The organism is Azohydromonas caseinilytica (assembly GCF_012927045.1).
Lineage (GTDB): Bacteria > Pseudomonadota > Gammaproteobacteria > Burkholderiales > Burkholderiaceae_C > Azohydromonas > Azohydromonas caseinilytica.
This window is the reverse complement of the sequence record NZ_JABBFW010000019.1, coordinates 86,987-101,170: the sequence shown is the minus strand read 5'-3', so window position 1 is coordinate 101,170 and position 14,184 is coordinate 86,987. Positions and strand designations below refer to the sequence as shown.

The window sequence follows — 14,184 nt, the reverse complement described above, 5'->3', positions numbered from 1 at the left end:
CGTCTCCCAGGGCCAGGGCCCGCTTGCGTCTTGCTTCACCCATCGGGTGAGTCTGCAGGATCGGCTCAAGTGCTTGTCAGCATTGGCCCGCTGGCCGTCTCACGGGGTAGTAACTGCCGGATTTAGGATCAGTACACCCGTCCCTTGCGGTACATCGCGTGCTGGCGCCGATCCAGCGTGCCGGCGCCGGCCATGGCGGCCAGCGAGGTGGCCGCATGGGCGTGGGCGATGGCGATGCCCAGCGCGTCGGCCGCGTCCGGGCCCGGCGGCGCGGGCAGGGAGAGCAGCCGCATCACCATGTGCTGCACCTGCTCCTTGCGCGCATGGCCGCTGCCGACGATGGCCTTCTTCATCTGCAGCGCGGTGTATTCCGACACCGGCAGGCCGCCCGCCACCAGCGCCGCCAGCGCCGCGCCGCGCGCCTGGCCCAGCAGCAGCGTGCTCTGCGGGTTGACGTTGACGAAGACGATTTCCACGGCGGCGCAGGCCGGCGCGTAGCGCGACTGCACCTCGCGCACGCCCTCGAAGATGATCTTCAGCCGCCCGGGCAGGTCGCCGCGCGCGGCGTCCTTGGTGCGGATCGTGCCGCTGGCCACGTAGCCCAGGTGCGGGCCGTCGGCCTCGATGACGCCGAAGCCCGTGGTCTGCAGGCCGGGGTCGATGCCGAGGATGCGCATGGGTCAGACACATTCACCCGTCATGCCCGCGAAGGCGGGCATCCACGCGTGCCGGGCTGCAGCCCGTTGTGCGTGGACACCCGCCTGCGCGGGTGTGACGAAGTCTTTTTGATGGCGGCGAATCGGGATCAGTGGCGGAAGTGGCGCGTGCCGGTGAACACCATGGCGATGCCGCGCTCGTTGGCGGCGGCGATCACCTCGTCGTCACGCACGCTGCCGCCGGGCTGGATCACGCAGCTCGCGCCCGCGTCCACCACCACGTCCAGGCCGTCGCGGAACGGGAAGAAGGCGTCGCTGGCCACGGCCGAGCCCTGCAGCGTCAGCTGGGCGTTCTCGGCCTTGATGCTGGCGATGCGCGCGCTGTCGATGCGGCTCATCTGGCCCGCGCCCACGCCCAGCGTCATGCCGCCGCCGCAGAACACGATGGCGTTGCTCTTGACGAACTTGGCCACCTTCCAGGCGAAGAGCAGGTCCTGCATCTGCTGCTCGGTGGGCTGCAGCGTGGTCACGACCTTGAGGTCGGCCGGGTCGAAGTCGCGGTTGTCGGCGGTCTGCAGCAGCAGGCCCGAGCCCACGCGCTTGGCGTCCATCAGGTTCAGGCCCTGCTCCCAGGCGCTGGCGCCGCCGCGCGGCAGCTCGATGTGCAGCAGCCGGGTGTTGACCTTGCTGGCGAACACGGCGCGGGCCTCCTCCGTGAAGCCCGGGGCGATCAGCACTTCCACGAACTGCTTGGCCACCAGCTCGGCGCCGGCTTTGTCCAGCGGGCGGTTGAAGGCAATGATCCCGCCGAAGGCCGAGGTCGGGTCGGTCTTGAAGGCCTTGGCGTAGGCCTCGGCGACATCCGCGCCCACGGCCACGCCGCAGGGGTTGGCGTGCTTGACGATCACGCAGGCCGGCACGTCGGCGAAGGACTTCACGCACTCCCAGGCCGCGTCGGCATCGGCGATGTTGTTGTACGAGAGTTCCTTGCCCTGCAGCTGCCTGGCCGTGGCCAGCGAGCCCGGCGCCGGGTACAGGTCGCGGTAGAACGCGGCCTGCTGGTGCGAGTTCTCGCCGTAGCGCAGGTCCTGGATCTTGACGAAGCGGCCGTTGCTCTGGCCGGGGAACAGGTTCTGCTTGGGCTGCTCGCCCTCGGCACCCAGCTCCAGCGCGGAGAGGTAGTCGCTGATGGCGCCGTCGTACTGCGAGATGCGGTTGAAGGCGTCCACGGCCAGCTTGAAGCGCGTGGTGCGCGACACCTTGCCCTCGGCCTTGAGCTCGGCCAGCACCTGGGCGTACTGGGAGGCGTCGGTCAGCACCGCGACGTCGTTCCAGTTCTTGGCGGCGGAGCGCACCATGGCCGGGCCGCCGATGTCGATGTTCTCGATGGCGTCCTCCAGCGTGCAGCCGGCCTTGGCCACCGTGGCCTCGAAGGGATAGAGGTTGACCACCAGCAGCTCGATGGTGTCGATGCCGTGCTCCTTGAGCGCCGCCATGTGCGCCGGCACGTCGCGGCGGGCCAGCAGGCCGCCGTGCACGCGCGGGTGCAGCGTCTTGACGCGGCCGTCGAGCATCTCGGGGAAGCCGGTAACTTCGGCCACCTCGGTGACGGGCAGGCCGGCGTCGGCCAGCAGCTTGGCGGTGCCGCCGGTGGACAGCAGCTTCACGCCGGCCTGGTGCAGTTCGCGCGCGAACTCGACGATGCCGGTCTTGTCGGAGACGGAGATGAGGGCGGTGGTCATGCTTGGAGGGGGAGAGTGAATCGGTGGAAGCCGCGGTGGCTTCAGGTGGACGAGGAGGAGGGCGCGGACGGCGCTCCCCCCAGCAACTTGTGCTCGACCAGCTTGCGCCGCAGCGTGTTGCGGTTGATTCCTAACCATTCGGCGGCCTTGCTCTGGTTGCCGGCGGCGTGCTGCATCACCACCTCCAGCAGCGGCTTCTCGACGATGGTGAGGATCATTTCGTGGACGGAGTGGGGCTGGGCGCCGTCGAGGTCCCGGAAGTACTCCTCCAGGCTCTCGCGCACGCAGGCCTCGATCAGTTGCTTGCTCATGCGGTGAGTTCGAGTAATTCGTCGTTGGCCGCCAGTGGCAGGCGCTCGTGTTGCAGCGCCAGGGCGTCGAACCAGTCGCCCACGGCCTGCAGCTGCTGTTCGCAGCTCTCGATGAGGTTCATGCGGGCGCGGAAGTCCTCGCCCCCGGGCAGGGCGCGCACGGCCCAGCCGATGTGCTTGCGCGCGCTGCGCACGCCGCTGAATTCGCCGTAGAGGCCGTAGTGGTCCTGCAGGTGCTCCAGCAGCCAGGTGCGCACCTCGCGCACCGTGGGCGGTGCCAGCAGCTCGCCGGTGGCGAGGTAATGCGCCACCTCGCGGAAGATCCAGGGCCGGCCCTGCGCGGCGCGGCCGATCATCAGCGCGTCGGCCTGGGTGTAGTCCAGTACCCGCTTGGCCTTGAGCGGCGAGTCGATGTCGCCGTTGGCGACCACGGGGATGCGCAGCGCCGCCTTGACCGCGGCCACGGTGTCGTACTCGGCCTCGCCCTTGTAGCCCTGCTCGCGCGTGCGGCCGTGCACGGTGAGCATGGCGATGCCGGCGCTCTCGGCCGCGCGCGCCAGGCGCAGCGCGTTCTTCTCGGCGGCGCACCAGCCGGTGCGCATCTTCAGCGTCACGGGCACGTGGCGTGGGGCACAGGCCGCAACGACGGCTTCGACGATGTCGATGGCCAGCGGCTCGTTCTGCATCAGCGCCGATCCGGCCCAGACGTTGCAGACCTTCTTGGCCGGGCAGCCCATGTTGATGTCGATGACCTGGGCGCCGCGGTCGATGTTGTAGAGCGCGGCCTCGGCCATCTGCGCCGGGTCCACGCCGGCGATCTGCACCGCGATGGGCTCGACCTCGCCGGCATGGTCGGCGCGGCGCGAGGTCTTGAGCGAATTCCACAGCTCCCGCTTGGAGGTGACCATCTCGCTGACCGCGTAGCCCGCACCGAGCCGCTTGCACAGCTGGCGGAACGGGCGGTCCGTGACCCCTGCCATGGGGGCGACGAACAGCGTATTCGGCAGCGTGATCGCTCCGAGTTTCATGGCGCAGGCGGGGGGAGGTGCTGAAAAAGGAGGCAGGAGTATAGCGGCGGCGCCCGGGCCGACCGCCGTGCCGGGGGCCATGCCCGGCGGGATCGGGCCACCCGGGAGCGCTCCCGGGGCTGCCCATAATGGCCCGATGGAAGCATGGATGCAGTCGTTGCTGGAGGCGCTGGCGTTGCCGGAGTTCGGGCTCAGCACCGTGTTCGTCGTGGCGCTGGTGTCGGCGACGCTGCTGCCCCTGGGCTCGGAGCCGGCGGTGTTCGGGCTGGTGAAGCTGGACCCGGCGCTGTTCTGGCCGGCCGTGCTGGTGGCCACCGCCGGCAACACGCTGGGCGGGGCCATCAGCTGGTGGATGGGCTACGGCGCGGAGGTGGTGGTGGAGCACGCGCGCCACAAGCCCACCGAGCACCGCGTGCTGGGCTGGCTGGAGCGCTTCGGCCCCAAGGCCTGCCTGCTGAGCTGGCTGCCCATCGTGGGCGACCCGCTGTGCGCGGTGGCCGGCTGGCTGAAGCTGCCGTTCTGGCCCTGCATGCTCTACATGGCCATCGGCAAGTTCGGCCGCTACCTGGTGATGACGGCGGCGCTGCTGTGGTGGTTTCCGGGGCAGATCACGCCGTGAAGGTGTCCGCTTGGGTCGTTCGAAGCCAAGGCGGGCCGCACCTCATTTCGTCATCCCCGCGCAGGCGGGGACCCAGGCGGTCCCACGTTGGCCTGCCAGGGGCGACGTGGGCACCACGAGGCCGACAGGCCTTGGCGTTCCGCCCAAGCAGCTTTCGGCTGGCTTAGGGGCCGCCTGGATTCCCGCCTGCGCGGGAATGACGATGTAGTGGGCGCGGCATGTCGGCTGGCGGCCTACGCCCGTCCGGCTTTCCTTGAACGGCCCTCCTCAACCTTCCCCACTCCTCCTCACCAGCCGCTGCGCCAGCGCGCTCGCCGGCCGCACCGCGAGGCGCTCCGCGGTCAATCCCCGCGCCAGCGCCTGGTCGCCGCCGCGCAGCGCGGCCTCGATGAGCGTGAGGTCCAGCAGGTCGCGTTGCGCGTGGCTGCCGCCGAAGCGGTGCGCGCGGTGCCGGATCGGGCGCAGCAGCGCCACGCATGGCGCGTAGTCTCCGTTGCCATAGGCCATCACGGCGCGCGTGGCCGCGCCGCCCACGTCGCGGATGAAACCGGCGTTGTCGTCACCCGTCTCCAGCGCCGCGGCCTGCGCTTCCAGCAACCGCTGCTGCTCGGCACGGCGCCCGGCGCCGGTGAAGGCCAGCATCGCATGCAGATCGTTGAAGGCGTAGCGGCTGGCCTGCACCAGCGGCGCCCAGCGATCCGCCAGCGGCTGCCAGCGCGCGCCCACGTCCAGCCCGCGCAGCTGCAGCCGCCACAGCATGGCGCTGGCGTCGATCAGGTCCAGCACCTGCGGCAGCCCCGAGCCGGCGATGGCCTCGTCGTACAGGCGCAGCACCTCGTCGTGGTGGTCCAGCTCCAGGTGGAACAGCGCCAGGTGCCACCAGTTGTGCACGCCCAGGAAACTGCCCGGCGCCCAGCTCGCCGAGTTCGGCTCCAGCCAGGCGATGCCGTCGGCCGGGCGGTTGCGCATCTCCAGGGTGTGCGCCACGGCATGCCAGGCCCAGCTGTCGCGCGACTCCAGCTCCACGGCGCGCCGGCCCTGGGCCTCGGCCTGCACGTAGTCGCCGGTCTCCTCCAGCCCGAAGGCATGCATGCCCAGCACGGCGTGGTAGCCCGGCATCGACGCGTCCCAGGCGGGCAGGGCGCGGGCGACGCGGTCGCGCAGCATGCGCGAGTCGCCGGTGAAGAAGTCCACCTGGTGCCCGGCCTGCAGCGCCAGCGCGTCGCGCGGGTACTGCAGCGACAGGTCCTCCAGCGCGCGGGCGGCCTCATGCCAGCGCCCCTGCGCCAGCAGGGCGGCGGCGTGCAGGTGCATGCGCTCGCGCTCGCTGGCCGGCAGCGCGGCGCCGGCCTCGCAGGCGGCGCGGGCCACGGGCAGGCCTTCGGGCTCGGTGCCCAGCAAATACAGCCAGGCCTTGAAGGCATGGGCCATCGGCATCTCGGGTGCGGCCTCCAGCGCGCGCTCGATGCTGGCGGCCGGGTCGCCCACCAGGCAGCGCAGCTCGTGCGCGGCCTGCTCCCAGGCGTCCAGGGCGGCGGGGGTGGCGCCGGTGAGGGCGTGGCCGGTGGCGTCGTGCAACGGGTTCATGGCGTCTCCTTACTGGCTTCTCGACTCAGCGCCGTCCGCCGGGGAGCGGACCACAATCGCGCTGGCGCCACTGTGCGCGCGAGCGCGTCCAGGCACCGCAGCCATTCGTGCAACAAAGCGGACGTTCATGCCATGGCCGGTCCCCTTGCCCCGATCACCGTGGCGCTGCTGGCCACCCCCGACAGCACCGCATCCACCCTCTACGGCTTCTTCGACTGCCTGGCCGGCACCCGGCGCGACTGGAGTTTTCTGCACGGCGAGCCCGAGGCCACGTCGCCTTTCCGGCCGCTGCTGGTGAGCCGCCACCGTGAAACCTTCGCTGCCGCCAACGGCGTGCGCATCACGCCCGACGCGGCACTGGCCGACTGCCCGGCGCCGCCGGTGCTGTGCATCACCGACCTGGCCGTGCCGCCGGGCGAGGCGGTGGCCGGGCGCTATGCCGAGGAGGTGCGCTGGGTGCGGCAGGCGCATGACGCCGGCGCGCTGGTGGCCAGCGCCTGCTCCGGCGCGGTGCTGCTGGCCTGCACTGGGCTGCTCGACGGGCGCGAGGCCACCTCGCACTGGGCCTACTGCGACGCGCTGCAGCGCCGGCACCCGGCCACGCGCTGGCACCCGGAGCGCGGGCTGGTGACGGCGGGCGAGCGCATCCTCATGGCCGGCAGCGGCGTGGCCTGGCACCTGCTGGTGCTGGCGCTGATCGCGCGCTTTGCCGGGCCCCAGGAGGCGATGCGGGTGGCGCGCATCAACCTGATGGACCCGGGCCAGACCCCACCGGTGGCCTATGCCTCGCTCACCCGCGGCGGCTGCGCCGCCGACCCGCTGGTGGCGCGCTGCCAGGCCTGGGTGGCGATGAACTATCCCTGCGAGTCGCCGGTGGCGCAGATGGTGGCGCTGTCGGGGCTGGCCGAGCGCACCTTCAAGCGCCGCTTCACGCAGGCCACCGGCATGACGCCGCTGGAGTACGTGCACACGCTGCGGCTGGAGGAGGCCAAGCAGATGCTGGAGTCCGGCAACGCGCCGGTGGAGGCGGTGGCGCTGGAGGTGGGCTACCAGGACGCCGGTTTCTTCGGCCGGCTGTTCCGCCGCCACGTGGGCCTGACGCCGGCGCAGTACCGGCGCCGCTTCGGCACCCTGGCACGCCGGCTGCACGAGCTGCAAGGCCCGGGCACATCCCTTTCCCGTACCCTGACGCAATGAGCTCTCCCACCCCCGACTACGAGGCCCTCGCCGCCACCAACCGCCGCCTGCACCGGCTGGAGCACCTGCAATCCATTGCCTGGTGGGACCAGGCCGCCTTCATGCCGCCCAAGGGCAGCGAGGCGCGCGCCGCGGCGCTGGCCGAGCTGGCCACGCTGCTGCACGGCCTGCGCACCGACCCGGCGCGCCAGGAGCAGCTTGACCGCGCCGGGCAGGAGCCGCTGGACGAGACGCAGCGCGCCAACCTGCGCGAGATCCGGCGCGAGCTCGACCTCGCCACCGCGCTGCCGGCCTCGCTGGTGGAGGCCAGGCAGATCGCCGGCTCGCGCTGCGAGCACGCCTGGCGCCGCCAGCGCCCGGCCAACGACTGGAAGGGCTTCGCCGCCAACCTGCGCGAAGTGGTGCGCCTGGCGCGCGAGGAGGCCGAGCTGCTGTCGCAGCGCCTGGGCGTCCCGCGCTACGACGCGCTGATGCAGCGCTTCGAGCCCGGCATGAGCAACGCCGAGGTGGAGCGGGTGTTCGGCGACCTGCAGACCTGGCTGCCCGACCTGGTGGCGCGCGTGCGCGAGAAGCAGGCGTCCGAGACGGTGCTGGTGCCGCAGGGCCCCTTCGACGTGGCGGCGCAGCGCGCGCTGTGCGAGCGCGTGATGGGGCTGCTGGGCTTCGACTTCGAGGCCGGGCGCCTGGACGTGAGCACGCATCCCTTCACCGGCGGCGTGCCCGAGGACGTGCGCATGACCACGCGCTACCGCGCCGACGAGTTCCTGGGCAGCCTGATGGGCACCATCCACGAGACCGGCCATGGCCGCTACGAGCAGAACCTGCCGCGGGAGTGGCTGGACCAGCCCGTGGCGCTGGCGCGCTCCATGGCGATCCACGAGAGCCAGAGCCTGAGTTTCGAGATGCAGCTGGGTCGGCATCCGGGCTTCATCGGCTTCATCACGCCCTGGCTGGTCGAAACCTTCGGGCCGCAGCCGGCGCTGGAGGCGGGCAACCTGCAGCGGCTGGTGACGCGCGTGGAGCCGGGCTTCATCCGCGTCGATGCCGACGAGCTCACCTACCCGGCGCATGTGCTGCTGCGCTGGCGCATCGAGCGCGCGCTGATGGAGGGCGAGATCGAGGTGGACGACATCCCGGCGCTGTGGGACGAGCAGATGCGCGACCTGCTGGGCCTGGACACGCGCGGCAACTACCGCGACGGCCCGATGCAGGACGTGCACTGGACCGACGGCGCCTTCGGCTACTTCCCCTGCTACACGCTGGGCGCGATGTACGCGGCGCAGTGGTTCGCCACGATCCGGCGCGAGCATCCGCAGTTGGACGAGGAGATCGCCCGCGGCGAGCTGGCGCCGGTGTTCGACTGGCTGCGCGAGCGCATCTGGCTGCAGGGCAGCCGTTGGACCACCGCCGAGCTGACCCAGCGCGCCAGCGGCTCCGCGCTGGACCCGGCGCATTTCCGGCGGCACCTGGAGGGGCGGTATCTGGGGTGAAGGGCGTCGGGCCGGGCATAGCCCGGCCGCCCCGTCACACCAGCGTTCCCGCCTTGCGCCGCGTGAACCAGTCCGCCACGAAGTCCACGGTGGCTCGCACCTTGCGCGGCAGCGGGCGCTGGTCCGGATAGACCAGGTACAGCGGCGTGGGCGCCAGCTCCCATTCCGGCAACACCTGCACCAGCTCGCCGCGGTCCACCTCGTTCAGTACCAGGAAGGCCGGCAGCCTGGCAAAACCCTGGCCTTCGAGCGCAAGGCGCTTCATCAGCGGGTCGTTATTGATGCGCAGCCAGTGGCGCACTTCCACCGGCTGCTGCTTGCCGTCCTTGGTGAGCAGCCATTGCTCCTCGCCCTTGTAGCGGCTGTTGCTCAGGCAAGGCAGCCGCGCCAGATCGGCGGGCTTGGCCGGCGTGCCGTGGCGCTGCAGCAGCGAGGGATGGGCCACCACCCAGTCATGCAGCACCGCCAGCGGCTTGGCGACCAGCGCCGGGTCGGGCTCGCGCGTGAAGCGCAGCGCCAGGTCGGTCTCGGCCGCCTCCCGAGGCTGCGCGCCCGGGTCCAGGTCCAAGTCCAGATCGACTTCCAGCTCCGGGTGCTGCGCGTGCAGCGCCACCAGCATCTCGGCCATCAGCTCCATGCCCAAGGTGGTGGGCACGCTCAGGCGCACGCGCCCGCGCGCCTCGGTGCGCAGGCTGGAGACGGCGCGCTCGGCCTCGCTCAGCGTCTCGCGCAGGCGGCGGCAGTAGTCCAGGTACGTGGTGCCGGTCTCGGTGGGCTGCAACCGCCGCGTGGTGCGGTGCAGCAGCTTGGCGCCCAGCGCCTGCTCCAACGAGGACACCTGCTTGCTCACATAGGTCTTGGAGCAGCCCAGCCGCTCCGCGGCGCGCGTGAAGCTGCCGCTCTCCACCACGGCCAGGAAGGCCATGGCCCATTCGAAGCGGGGTTCTATTGTTTCCATAGCGTTGACACTGTACTCGCGGCGAGCTTTTTATTGAACGCATTGTTGCCCTCTGGAGTACGGTCTTCCCCTGGAGAAAGCACGGGCCTGGGGCGGGCGTCATGCCGCCGGAGCGCTTTGCCGCCGGGCACCTGCAAGCCTTCCAATGCGCCGCCTGAGGCGAGTGGATGCCCGGAAATTTCTCGCCCGAGGCTTCACGCTCACTCAACCGCCGGGGCCGATGGCCGATAAACGAGGCAGTTTCACCGGCGCATCAAACCCGGTGAAACGCCGCGCCTGGTAGGCACTTTCAGTATTTCGGGAAATGGCTTGCGCGCGGCGCCGGCGAAATTGCGCTGGCTGGCGGGTTGTTTCGAGGGCGCGCAGCCTGCGGGCTGCGAAACCCTTGATCCGGCTCAACGGAAACAGAAAAAGGGAAATGGAAGGGTGGCCCCGCATGGAAAGCCTCGGCCTGACGCGGCAGGAACGGCAGCACATCGAACAGGGCGGACGGCTGTTCGTGATCGAGGCCGTGCCGGGCGGACGGTGGCAGCTGGTGTCGGTGTCGGCGCAGGGCCGTGAGCCGCTGCCTACGCCGGGAGGCGAGCCGGGCTACGCCTTGCAGCGCGACGCGGTCCGGGCCGCCGCTGCCGCGGCCCAAGCCGCCGGTGAGGTCTGCCGGCTGCGGCCCTGCCGCTTCAGCTACGAGATCGAATTCCATTGGCTCGATGCCGGCATGGCCTGGCGCTTGTGCCTGCGCCAGGACGAGCGGGACGTGGACGAGAAACTATTTATCCCGGACGACAACCTCGACGACGAGGACGAGGCTTTCCAGGCGGCGCATGACCAAGCGCTGGAGGTGGGGGAGAGGTGGGTGGCAGGACGGTTGAAATCCGGGCAGCGTTTTCACGCCATGGAGATTTGAGGGCGCGGCATGGGCTCTCCCATATCGCCAAGGCCATGAAAAAGACCCGCGAAATATCGCGGGCCCTTTTTCCGTTCGGAGGATATTGAAAAGCCCCTGCGGCTCAGGCCGCGCCCCGGCATTGATGCACCTCCACCGTCACATGCTGCAGCGTGTGCAGGTGCTCCAGCCGCCGCCGGTACTGTGCCGGCTCCAGCGGTTTGTCGGCCACGACCGACGCCACCACGGACCACGCCTGCGGCCCCACCTGCCAGACATGCAGGTCGGCGAGCTGGGCGTCGCCGTCGCTCTCGATGGCCTGGCGCACCTGGGCGCGCAGCTCGGTGCTGGCGGTGGCGTCCACCAGGGCGTGGGCGGAGACTTTCAACACCCCGACCGCCCAGCGCGAGATCACCACCGCGCCCAGCACCGCCACCAGCGGGTCCAGCCAGCGCCAGCCGTAGCGCCAGCCGCCGGCCAGCGCGGCAATCGCCAGCACCGAGGTCAACGCGTCCGCCACCACGTGCAGGTACGCGGCGTTGAAGTTGTGGTCGTGGTGGCCGGCGCCATGGGAATGGCCGTGGCCGTGCGCATGCCCGTGAGCGTGGTCATGGTCATGGTGAGGCCCGTGGTGGTAGCCGTGGTCATGGTCGTCCTCGTGCTCGTCGCCATGCCCGTGCGCGCCGCGGTGCAGCAGCCAAGCGCTGCCCAGGTTCACGGCCAGGCCGATCAGCGCCACCGCCATGGCCTCGCCGTAGGCGATGGGATGCGGGTCCAGCAGCACCCGCACGGCATCGACCACCAGCCAGGCCGACACCGCCAGCAGCATCAGGCCGCTGGTGTAGGCGGCCAGCACTTCGATCTTCCAGCCGCCGAACGCATAGCGCTCGCTGCGCTGGGCGCGCTGCGCCAGCTGCGCCGCCAGCAGCGCGCCGCCCAGCGCCAGCGCGTGCGTGCCCATGTGCCAGCCGTCGGCCAGCAGCGCCAGCGAGCCGCTCCAGGCGCCGGCCGCCAGCTCGACCACCATGGTCAGCAGCGTCAGGATCGTGACGGCACGCAGCGCCCGCGCGCGTCCCTCGGCGCCGGCGTCCTGCCAGTCGTGGCTGTGGTGGAAAGGGGTCAGGTCGTGGCTGTGCTGCATGCCGCCATCGTAGGCAGCGTTCACGACCCCGCCGGGAAGGGCGGTTTGGGCGTGGCCGCCCCGGTGCGCAAGGGAATCCCCACGAGTTGCCGGAAGTCGCGCAACCCGTCGGGTTCGGCCGATGGGGTCAGGCGTTGTAGGTGGCCCAGACGCGGCTGCTGCCGTCGCGCTGCACCAGCAGCACCTCGTAGCGCTCGCGCCGGCCGCCGTATTCGGGGCCGTCCATGCCGGGCGAGCCCACCACCATGCCCGGCACCGTCAAGGCCAGCGCGTCCGGGCGCTCGCGCAGCAGGCGGCGCACGTCGGCGGCAGGCACATGGCCCTCGATCACGTAGCCCTCCACCAGCCCGGTGTGGCAGGAGCCGTACTTGGCCGGCAGGCCCAGCCTGGCGCGCTGCGCGCCGGTGTCCTGCACCTCGAACACCTGCAGGTCGAAACCGGCGGACTGCATGTGCGTGACCCAGTCCTTGCAGCAGCCGCAGCTGGGCGACTTCCACAGCTGCACCTTGGTCGGCGCGGCGGGCGTGGCGGCGTGCAGGACGGGCGCCGCGCCGGCCGCCAGCGCGGCCAGGCCGGCGGCGCGCAGCAGGCGGCGGCGAGCGGTATCGGGGAGGAATGCGGAAGTCTTCATGCGGGCAGTGTGAAGGAGGGGGAGCAGGGTGTCCTTGACGGCTTTCAAGCGCCGCGCCGTCGCGGCGACGACACCGGGCCCGGAGCTTGCCGCAGCGCGGCAGGGCCGTGTCGCGGCCACGTCAAGACCCCGCGCGGAGGCTTGAAGTTCCCCACCTACAATGCGCGCCGCCCGGCGCCGCCCCCGGCGCCTCTCTCCAGGCTCCCAGCCCCCAGCAGGACCGAATCCCATGAGCACTCCCGACCCGAGCACCCCCGACCTGTCGCATGTGGCCCCGCGCGAGAAGGCCGAAATCCTGGCCCAGGCGCTGCCCTACATCCGCCAGTTCCACGGCAAGACCATCGTCATCAAGTACGGCGGCAACGCCATGACCGACCCGGCGCTGCAGCAGGACTTCGCCGAGGACGTGGTGCTGCTCAAGCTCGTCGGCCTGAACCCGGTGGTGGTGCACGGCGGCGGCCCGCAGATCGACGAGGCGCTCACGCGCGTGGGCAAGAAGGGCCAGTTCATCCAGGGCATGCGCGTCACCGACGAGGAGACGATGGAGGTCGTGGAATGGGTGCTCGCCGGCCAGGTGCAGCAGGACATCGTCGGCCTGATCAACGCCGCCGGCGGCAAGGCCGTGGGCCTGACCGGCCGCGACGGCGGGATGATCCGCGCCCGCAAGCTCAAGATGGTCGACCGTGACGACCCCGAGAAGCTGCACGACATGGGGCAGGTGGGCGAGATCGAGGCCATCGACCCCAGCGTGGTCAAGGCGCTGCAGGACGACCAGTTCATCCCCGTCATCAGCCCCATCGGCTTCGGCAAGGACAACGAGTCCTACAACATCAACGCCGACCTGGTGGCCGGCAAGCTCGCCGAGGTGCTGCGCGCCGAAAAGCTCGTGCTGCTGACCAACATCCGCGGCGTGCTGGACAAGGAAGGCAACCTGCTGACCGACCTGACGGCCAAGCGCATCGACGAGCTCTTTGCCGACGGCACCATCTCCGGCGGCATGCTGCCCAAGATCGCCTCGGCGCTGGACGCGGCCAAGAGCGGCGTCAACGCGGTGCACATCATCGACGGCCGCGTGCCGCACGCCATGCTGCTGGAGATCCTGAGCGACCAGGCCTACGGCACCATGATCCGCTCGCACTGATGGCGCAGCCCGCGGTGCGCCGCGGCGCCGCCGTGTGGCTGTTCGACCTGGACAACACGCTGCACGACGCCTCGGCCGCCGTCTTCGGCGTGCTCAGCCCGGCGATGACGGACTACATCGCCACCGAGCTGGGCCTGGAGCATGCCGAGGCCGACGCGCTGCGCCGCCGCTACTGGCAGCGCTACGGCGCCACGCTGCTGGGGCTGATCCGGCATCACGCCGTCAAGCCCGCGCACTTCCTGCACCAGACGCACCTGCTGCCCGGGCTGGAGGAGAAGCTGCGCAGCCACGCGCACGACGTGGCGGCGCTCAAGCGCCTCAAGGGCCGCAAGTACATCCTGACCAACGCCCCGCGCGCCTACGCGCTGCGGGTGCTGCGCACGCTGGGGCTGCTGCAGCTCTTCGACGGCGTGCTCACCATCGAGGACATGCGCGTCTTCGGCCACTGGCGGCCCAAGCCGGACACCCGGATGCTGCAGCGCGTCTGCGTGCGGCTGGGCGTGGCGCCGCAGCGCTGCGTGCTGGTGGAGGACACGCTGGAGCACCAGAAGGGCGCGCGGCGCATCGGCATGGGCACGGTGTGGATGCAGCGCTGGGCGCGCCGCGCCGGCGCGCGCTGCTCCTCGCGTCCGCCCTACGTGGACCGCCGCGTGCGCCGGCTCTCGGCGCTGTGCCGCTGAGCGCGGGACCCGGGCATCACCCTGGGGCCGCCGGGGCTTAGAACGGCGGCGCCGGCTCGGCAACCCGTCGTTCGGATGGGCGCCGGCCTGGGCCGGGCCGGGCAAGCCTGTCCAGAATCC

At 71.1% G+C, this 14,184-nt stretch carries 15 protein-coding genes; 6 read left to right on the top strand and 9 right to left on the bottom strand.

The window, feature by feature from the left end; translation table 11 throughout:
- Positions 1-128: 128 nt before the first annotated feature.
- From ruvC to dusB, 4 genes are all read right to left on the bottom strand, one after another.
- Complete coding sequence (gene ruvC, locus HHL10_RS21650; protein ID WP_169162478.1) at positions 129-677, bottom strand: crossover junction endodeoxyribonuclease RuvC; 549 nt, start codon at positions 675-677, stop codon at positions 129-131.
- Positions 678-805: 128 nt separating this feature from the next.
- Entirely contained in the window at positions 806-2,398 is a 1,593-nt protein-coding gene (purH, locus tag HHL10_RS21645) for a bifunctional phosphoribosylaminoimidazolecarboxamide formyltransferase/IMP cyclohydrolase (RefSeq protein WP_169162477.1), read from the bottom strand.
- Positions 2,399-2,439: 41 nt separating this feature from the next.
- Positions 2,440-2,709 (bottom strand): Fis family transcriptional regulator, encoded by a 270-nt coding sequence (locus tag HHL10_RS21640; protein ID WP_169162476.1) that lies wholly within the window; start codon positions 2,707-2,709, stop codon positions 2,440-2,442.
- Positions 2,706-3,737, bottom strand: coding sequence for a tRNA dihydrouridine synthase DusB (dusB, locus tag HHL10_RS21635; RefSeq protein ID WP_169162475.1), 1,032 nt, complete (start codon positions 3,735-3,737; stop codon positions 2,706-2,708). Before dusB ends, HHL10_RS21640 begins: the two co-directional genes overlap by 4 nt.
- A gap of 136 nt (positions 3,738-3,873) precedes the next feature.
- On the opposite strand from dusB, the gene HHL10_RS21630 reads away from it, so the two are divergent.
- The gene (locus HHL10_RS21630) at positions 3,874-4,356 is read left to right on the top strand and encodes a YqaA family protein (protein ID WP_169162474.1); all 483 of its coding nucleotides are present in this window, start codon (positions 3,874-3,876) and stop codon (positions 4,354-4,356) included.
- A gap of 267 nt (positions 4,357-4,623) precedes the next feature.
- Here HHL10_RS21630 and HHL10_RS21625 read toward each other — a convergent pair whose 3' ends face one another.
- Entirely contained in the window at positions 4,624-5,943 is a 1,320-nt protein-coding gene (locus HHL10_RS21625; RefSeq protein ID WP_169162473.1) for a tetratricopeptide repeat protein, read from the bottom strand.
- Positions 5,944-6,075: 132 nt separating this feature from the next.
- Between HHL10_RS21625 and HHL10_RS21620 the strand changes: the two genes are divergently transcribed.
- Positions 6,076-7,140, top strand: coding sequence for a GlxA family transcriptional regulator (locus tag HHL10_RS21620; protein ID WP_169162472.1), 1,065 nt, complete (start codon positions 6,076-6,078; stop codon positions 7,138-7,140).
- A complete protein-coding gene (locus HHL10_RS21615; protein WP_169162471.1) occupies positions 7,137-8,630 on the top strand; it encodes a carboxypeptidase M32 in 1,494 nt (497 codons plus the stop codon). The genes HHL10_RS21620 and HHL10_RS21615 overlap by 4 nt, the downstream gene beginning before the upstream one ends.
- A gap of 34 nt (positions 8,631-8,664) precedes the next feature.
- On the opposite strand, the gene HHL10_RS21610 is transcribed toward HHL10_RS21615, so the two are convergent.
- Both HHL10_RS21610 and HHL10_RS21605 read right to left on the bottom strand, forming a co-directional pair.
- Positions 8,665-9,555 carry a LysR family transcriptional regulator gene (locus tag HHL10_RS21610; RefSeq protein ID WP_169162470.1) on the bottom strand — a complete coding sequence of 297 codons (891 nt, stop codon included), beginning with the start codon at positions 9,553-9,555 and terminating at the stop codon, positions 8,665-8,667.
- Positions 9,556-9,792: 237 nt separating this feature from the next.
- The gene (locus tag HHL10_RS21605; RefSeq protein WP_169162469.1) at positions 9,793-10,026 is read right to left on the bottom strand and encodes a hypothetical protein; all 234 of its coding nucleotides are present in this window, start codon (positions 10,024-10,026) and stop codon (positions 9,793-9,795) included.
- Between HHL10_RS21605 and HHL10_RS21600 the strand changes: the two genes are divergently transcribed.
- On the top strand, positions 10,025-10,492 hold the full coding sequence (locus HHL10_RS21600) for a hypothetical protein (RefSeq protein WP_169162468.1): 468 nt from the start codon (positions 10,025-10,027) through the stop codon (positions 10,490-10,492). The two genes, HHL10_RS21605 and HHL10_RS21600, sit on opposite strands and share 2 nt — an antisense overlap.
- A 103-nt stretch (positions 10,493-10,595) precedes the next feature.
- On the opposite strand, the gene dmeF is transcribed toward HHL10_RS21600, so the two are convergent.
- Together dmeF and HHL10_RS21590 are read right to left on the bottom strand one after the other, a co-directional pair.
- Positions 10,596-11,636, bottom strand: a complete 1,041-nt coding sequence (dmeF, locus tag HHL10_RS21595; RefSeq protein ID WP_310734647.1) for a CDF family Co(II)/Ni(II) efflux transporter DmeF — start codon at positions 11,634-11,636, stop codon at positions 10,596-10,598.
- 103 nt (positions 11,637-11,739) lie between these two features.
- Positions 11,740-12,243: a DUF411 domain-containing protein gene (locus HHL10_RS21590; RefSeq protein WP_169162467.1), complete on the bottom strand. Its 504-nt coding sequence runs from the start codon at positions 12,241-12,243 to the stop codon at positions 11,740-11,742.
- 229 nt (positions 12,244-12,472) lie between these two features.
- On the opposite strand from HHL10_RS21590, the gene argB reads away from it, so the two are divergent.
- Together argB and HHL10_RS21580 are read left to right on the top strand one after the other, a co-directional pair.
- Positions 12,473-13,384 carry an acetylglutamate kinase gene (argB, locus tag HHL10_RS21585; protein WP_169162466.1) on the top strand — a complete coding sequence of 304 codons (912 nt, stop codon included), beginning with the start codon at positions 12,473-12,475 and terminating at the stop codon, positions 13,382-13,384.
- Positions 13,384-14,064, top strand: coding sequence for a pyrimidine 5'-nucleotidase (locus HHL10_RS21580; RefSeq protein WP_169162465.1), 681 nt, complete (start codon positions 13,384-13,386; stop codon positions 14,062-14,064). Before argB ends, HHL10_RS21580 begins: the two co-directional genes overlap by 1 nt.
- Positions 14,065-14,184: the final 120 nt, after the last annotated feature.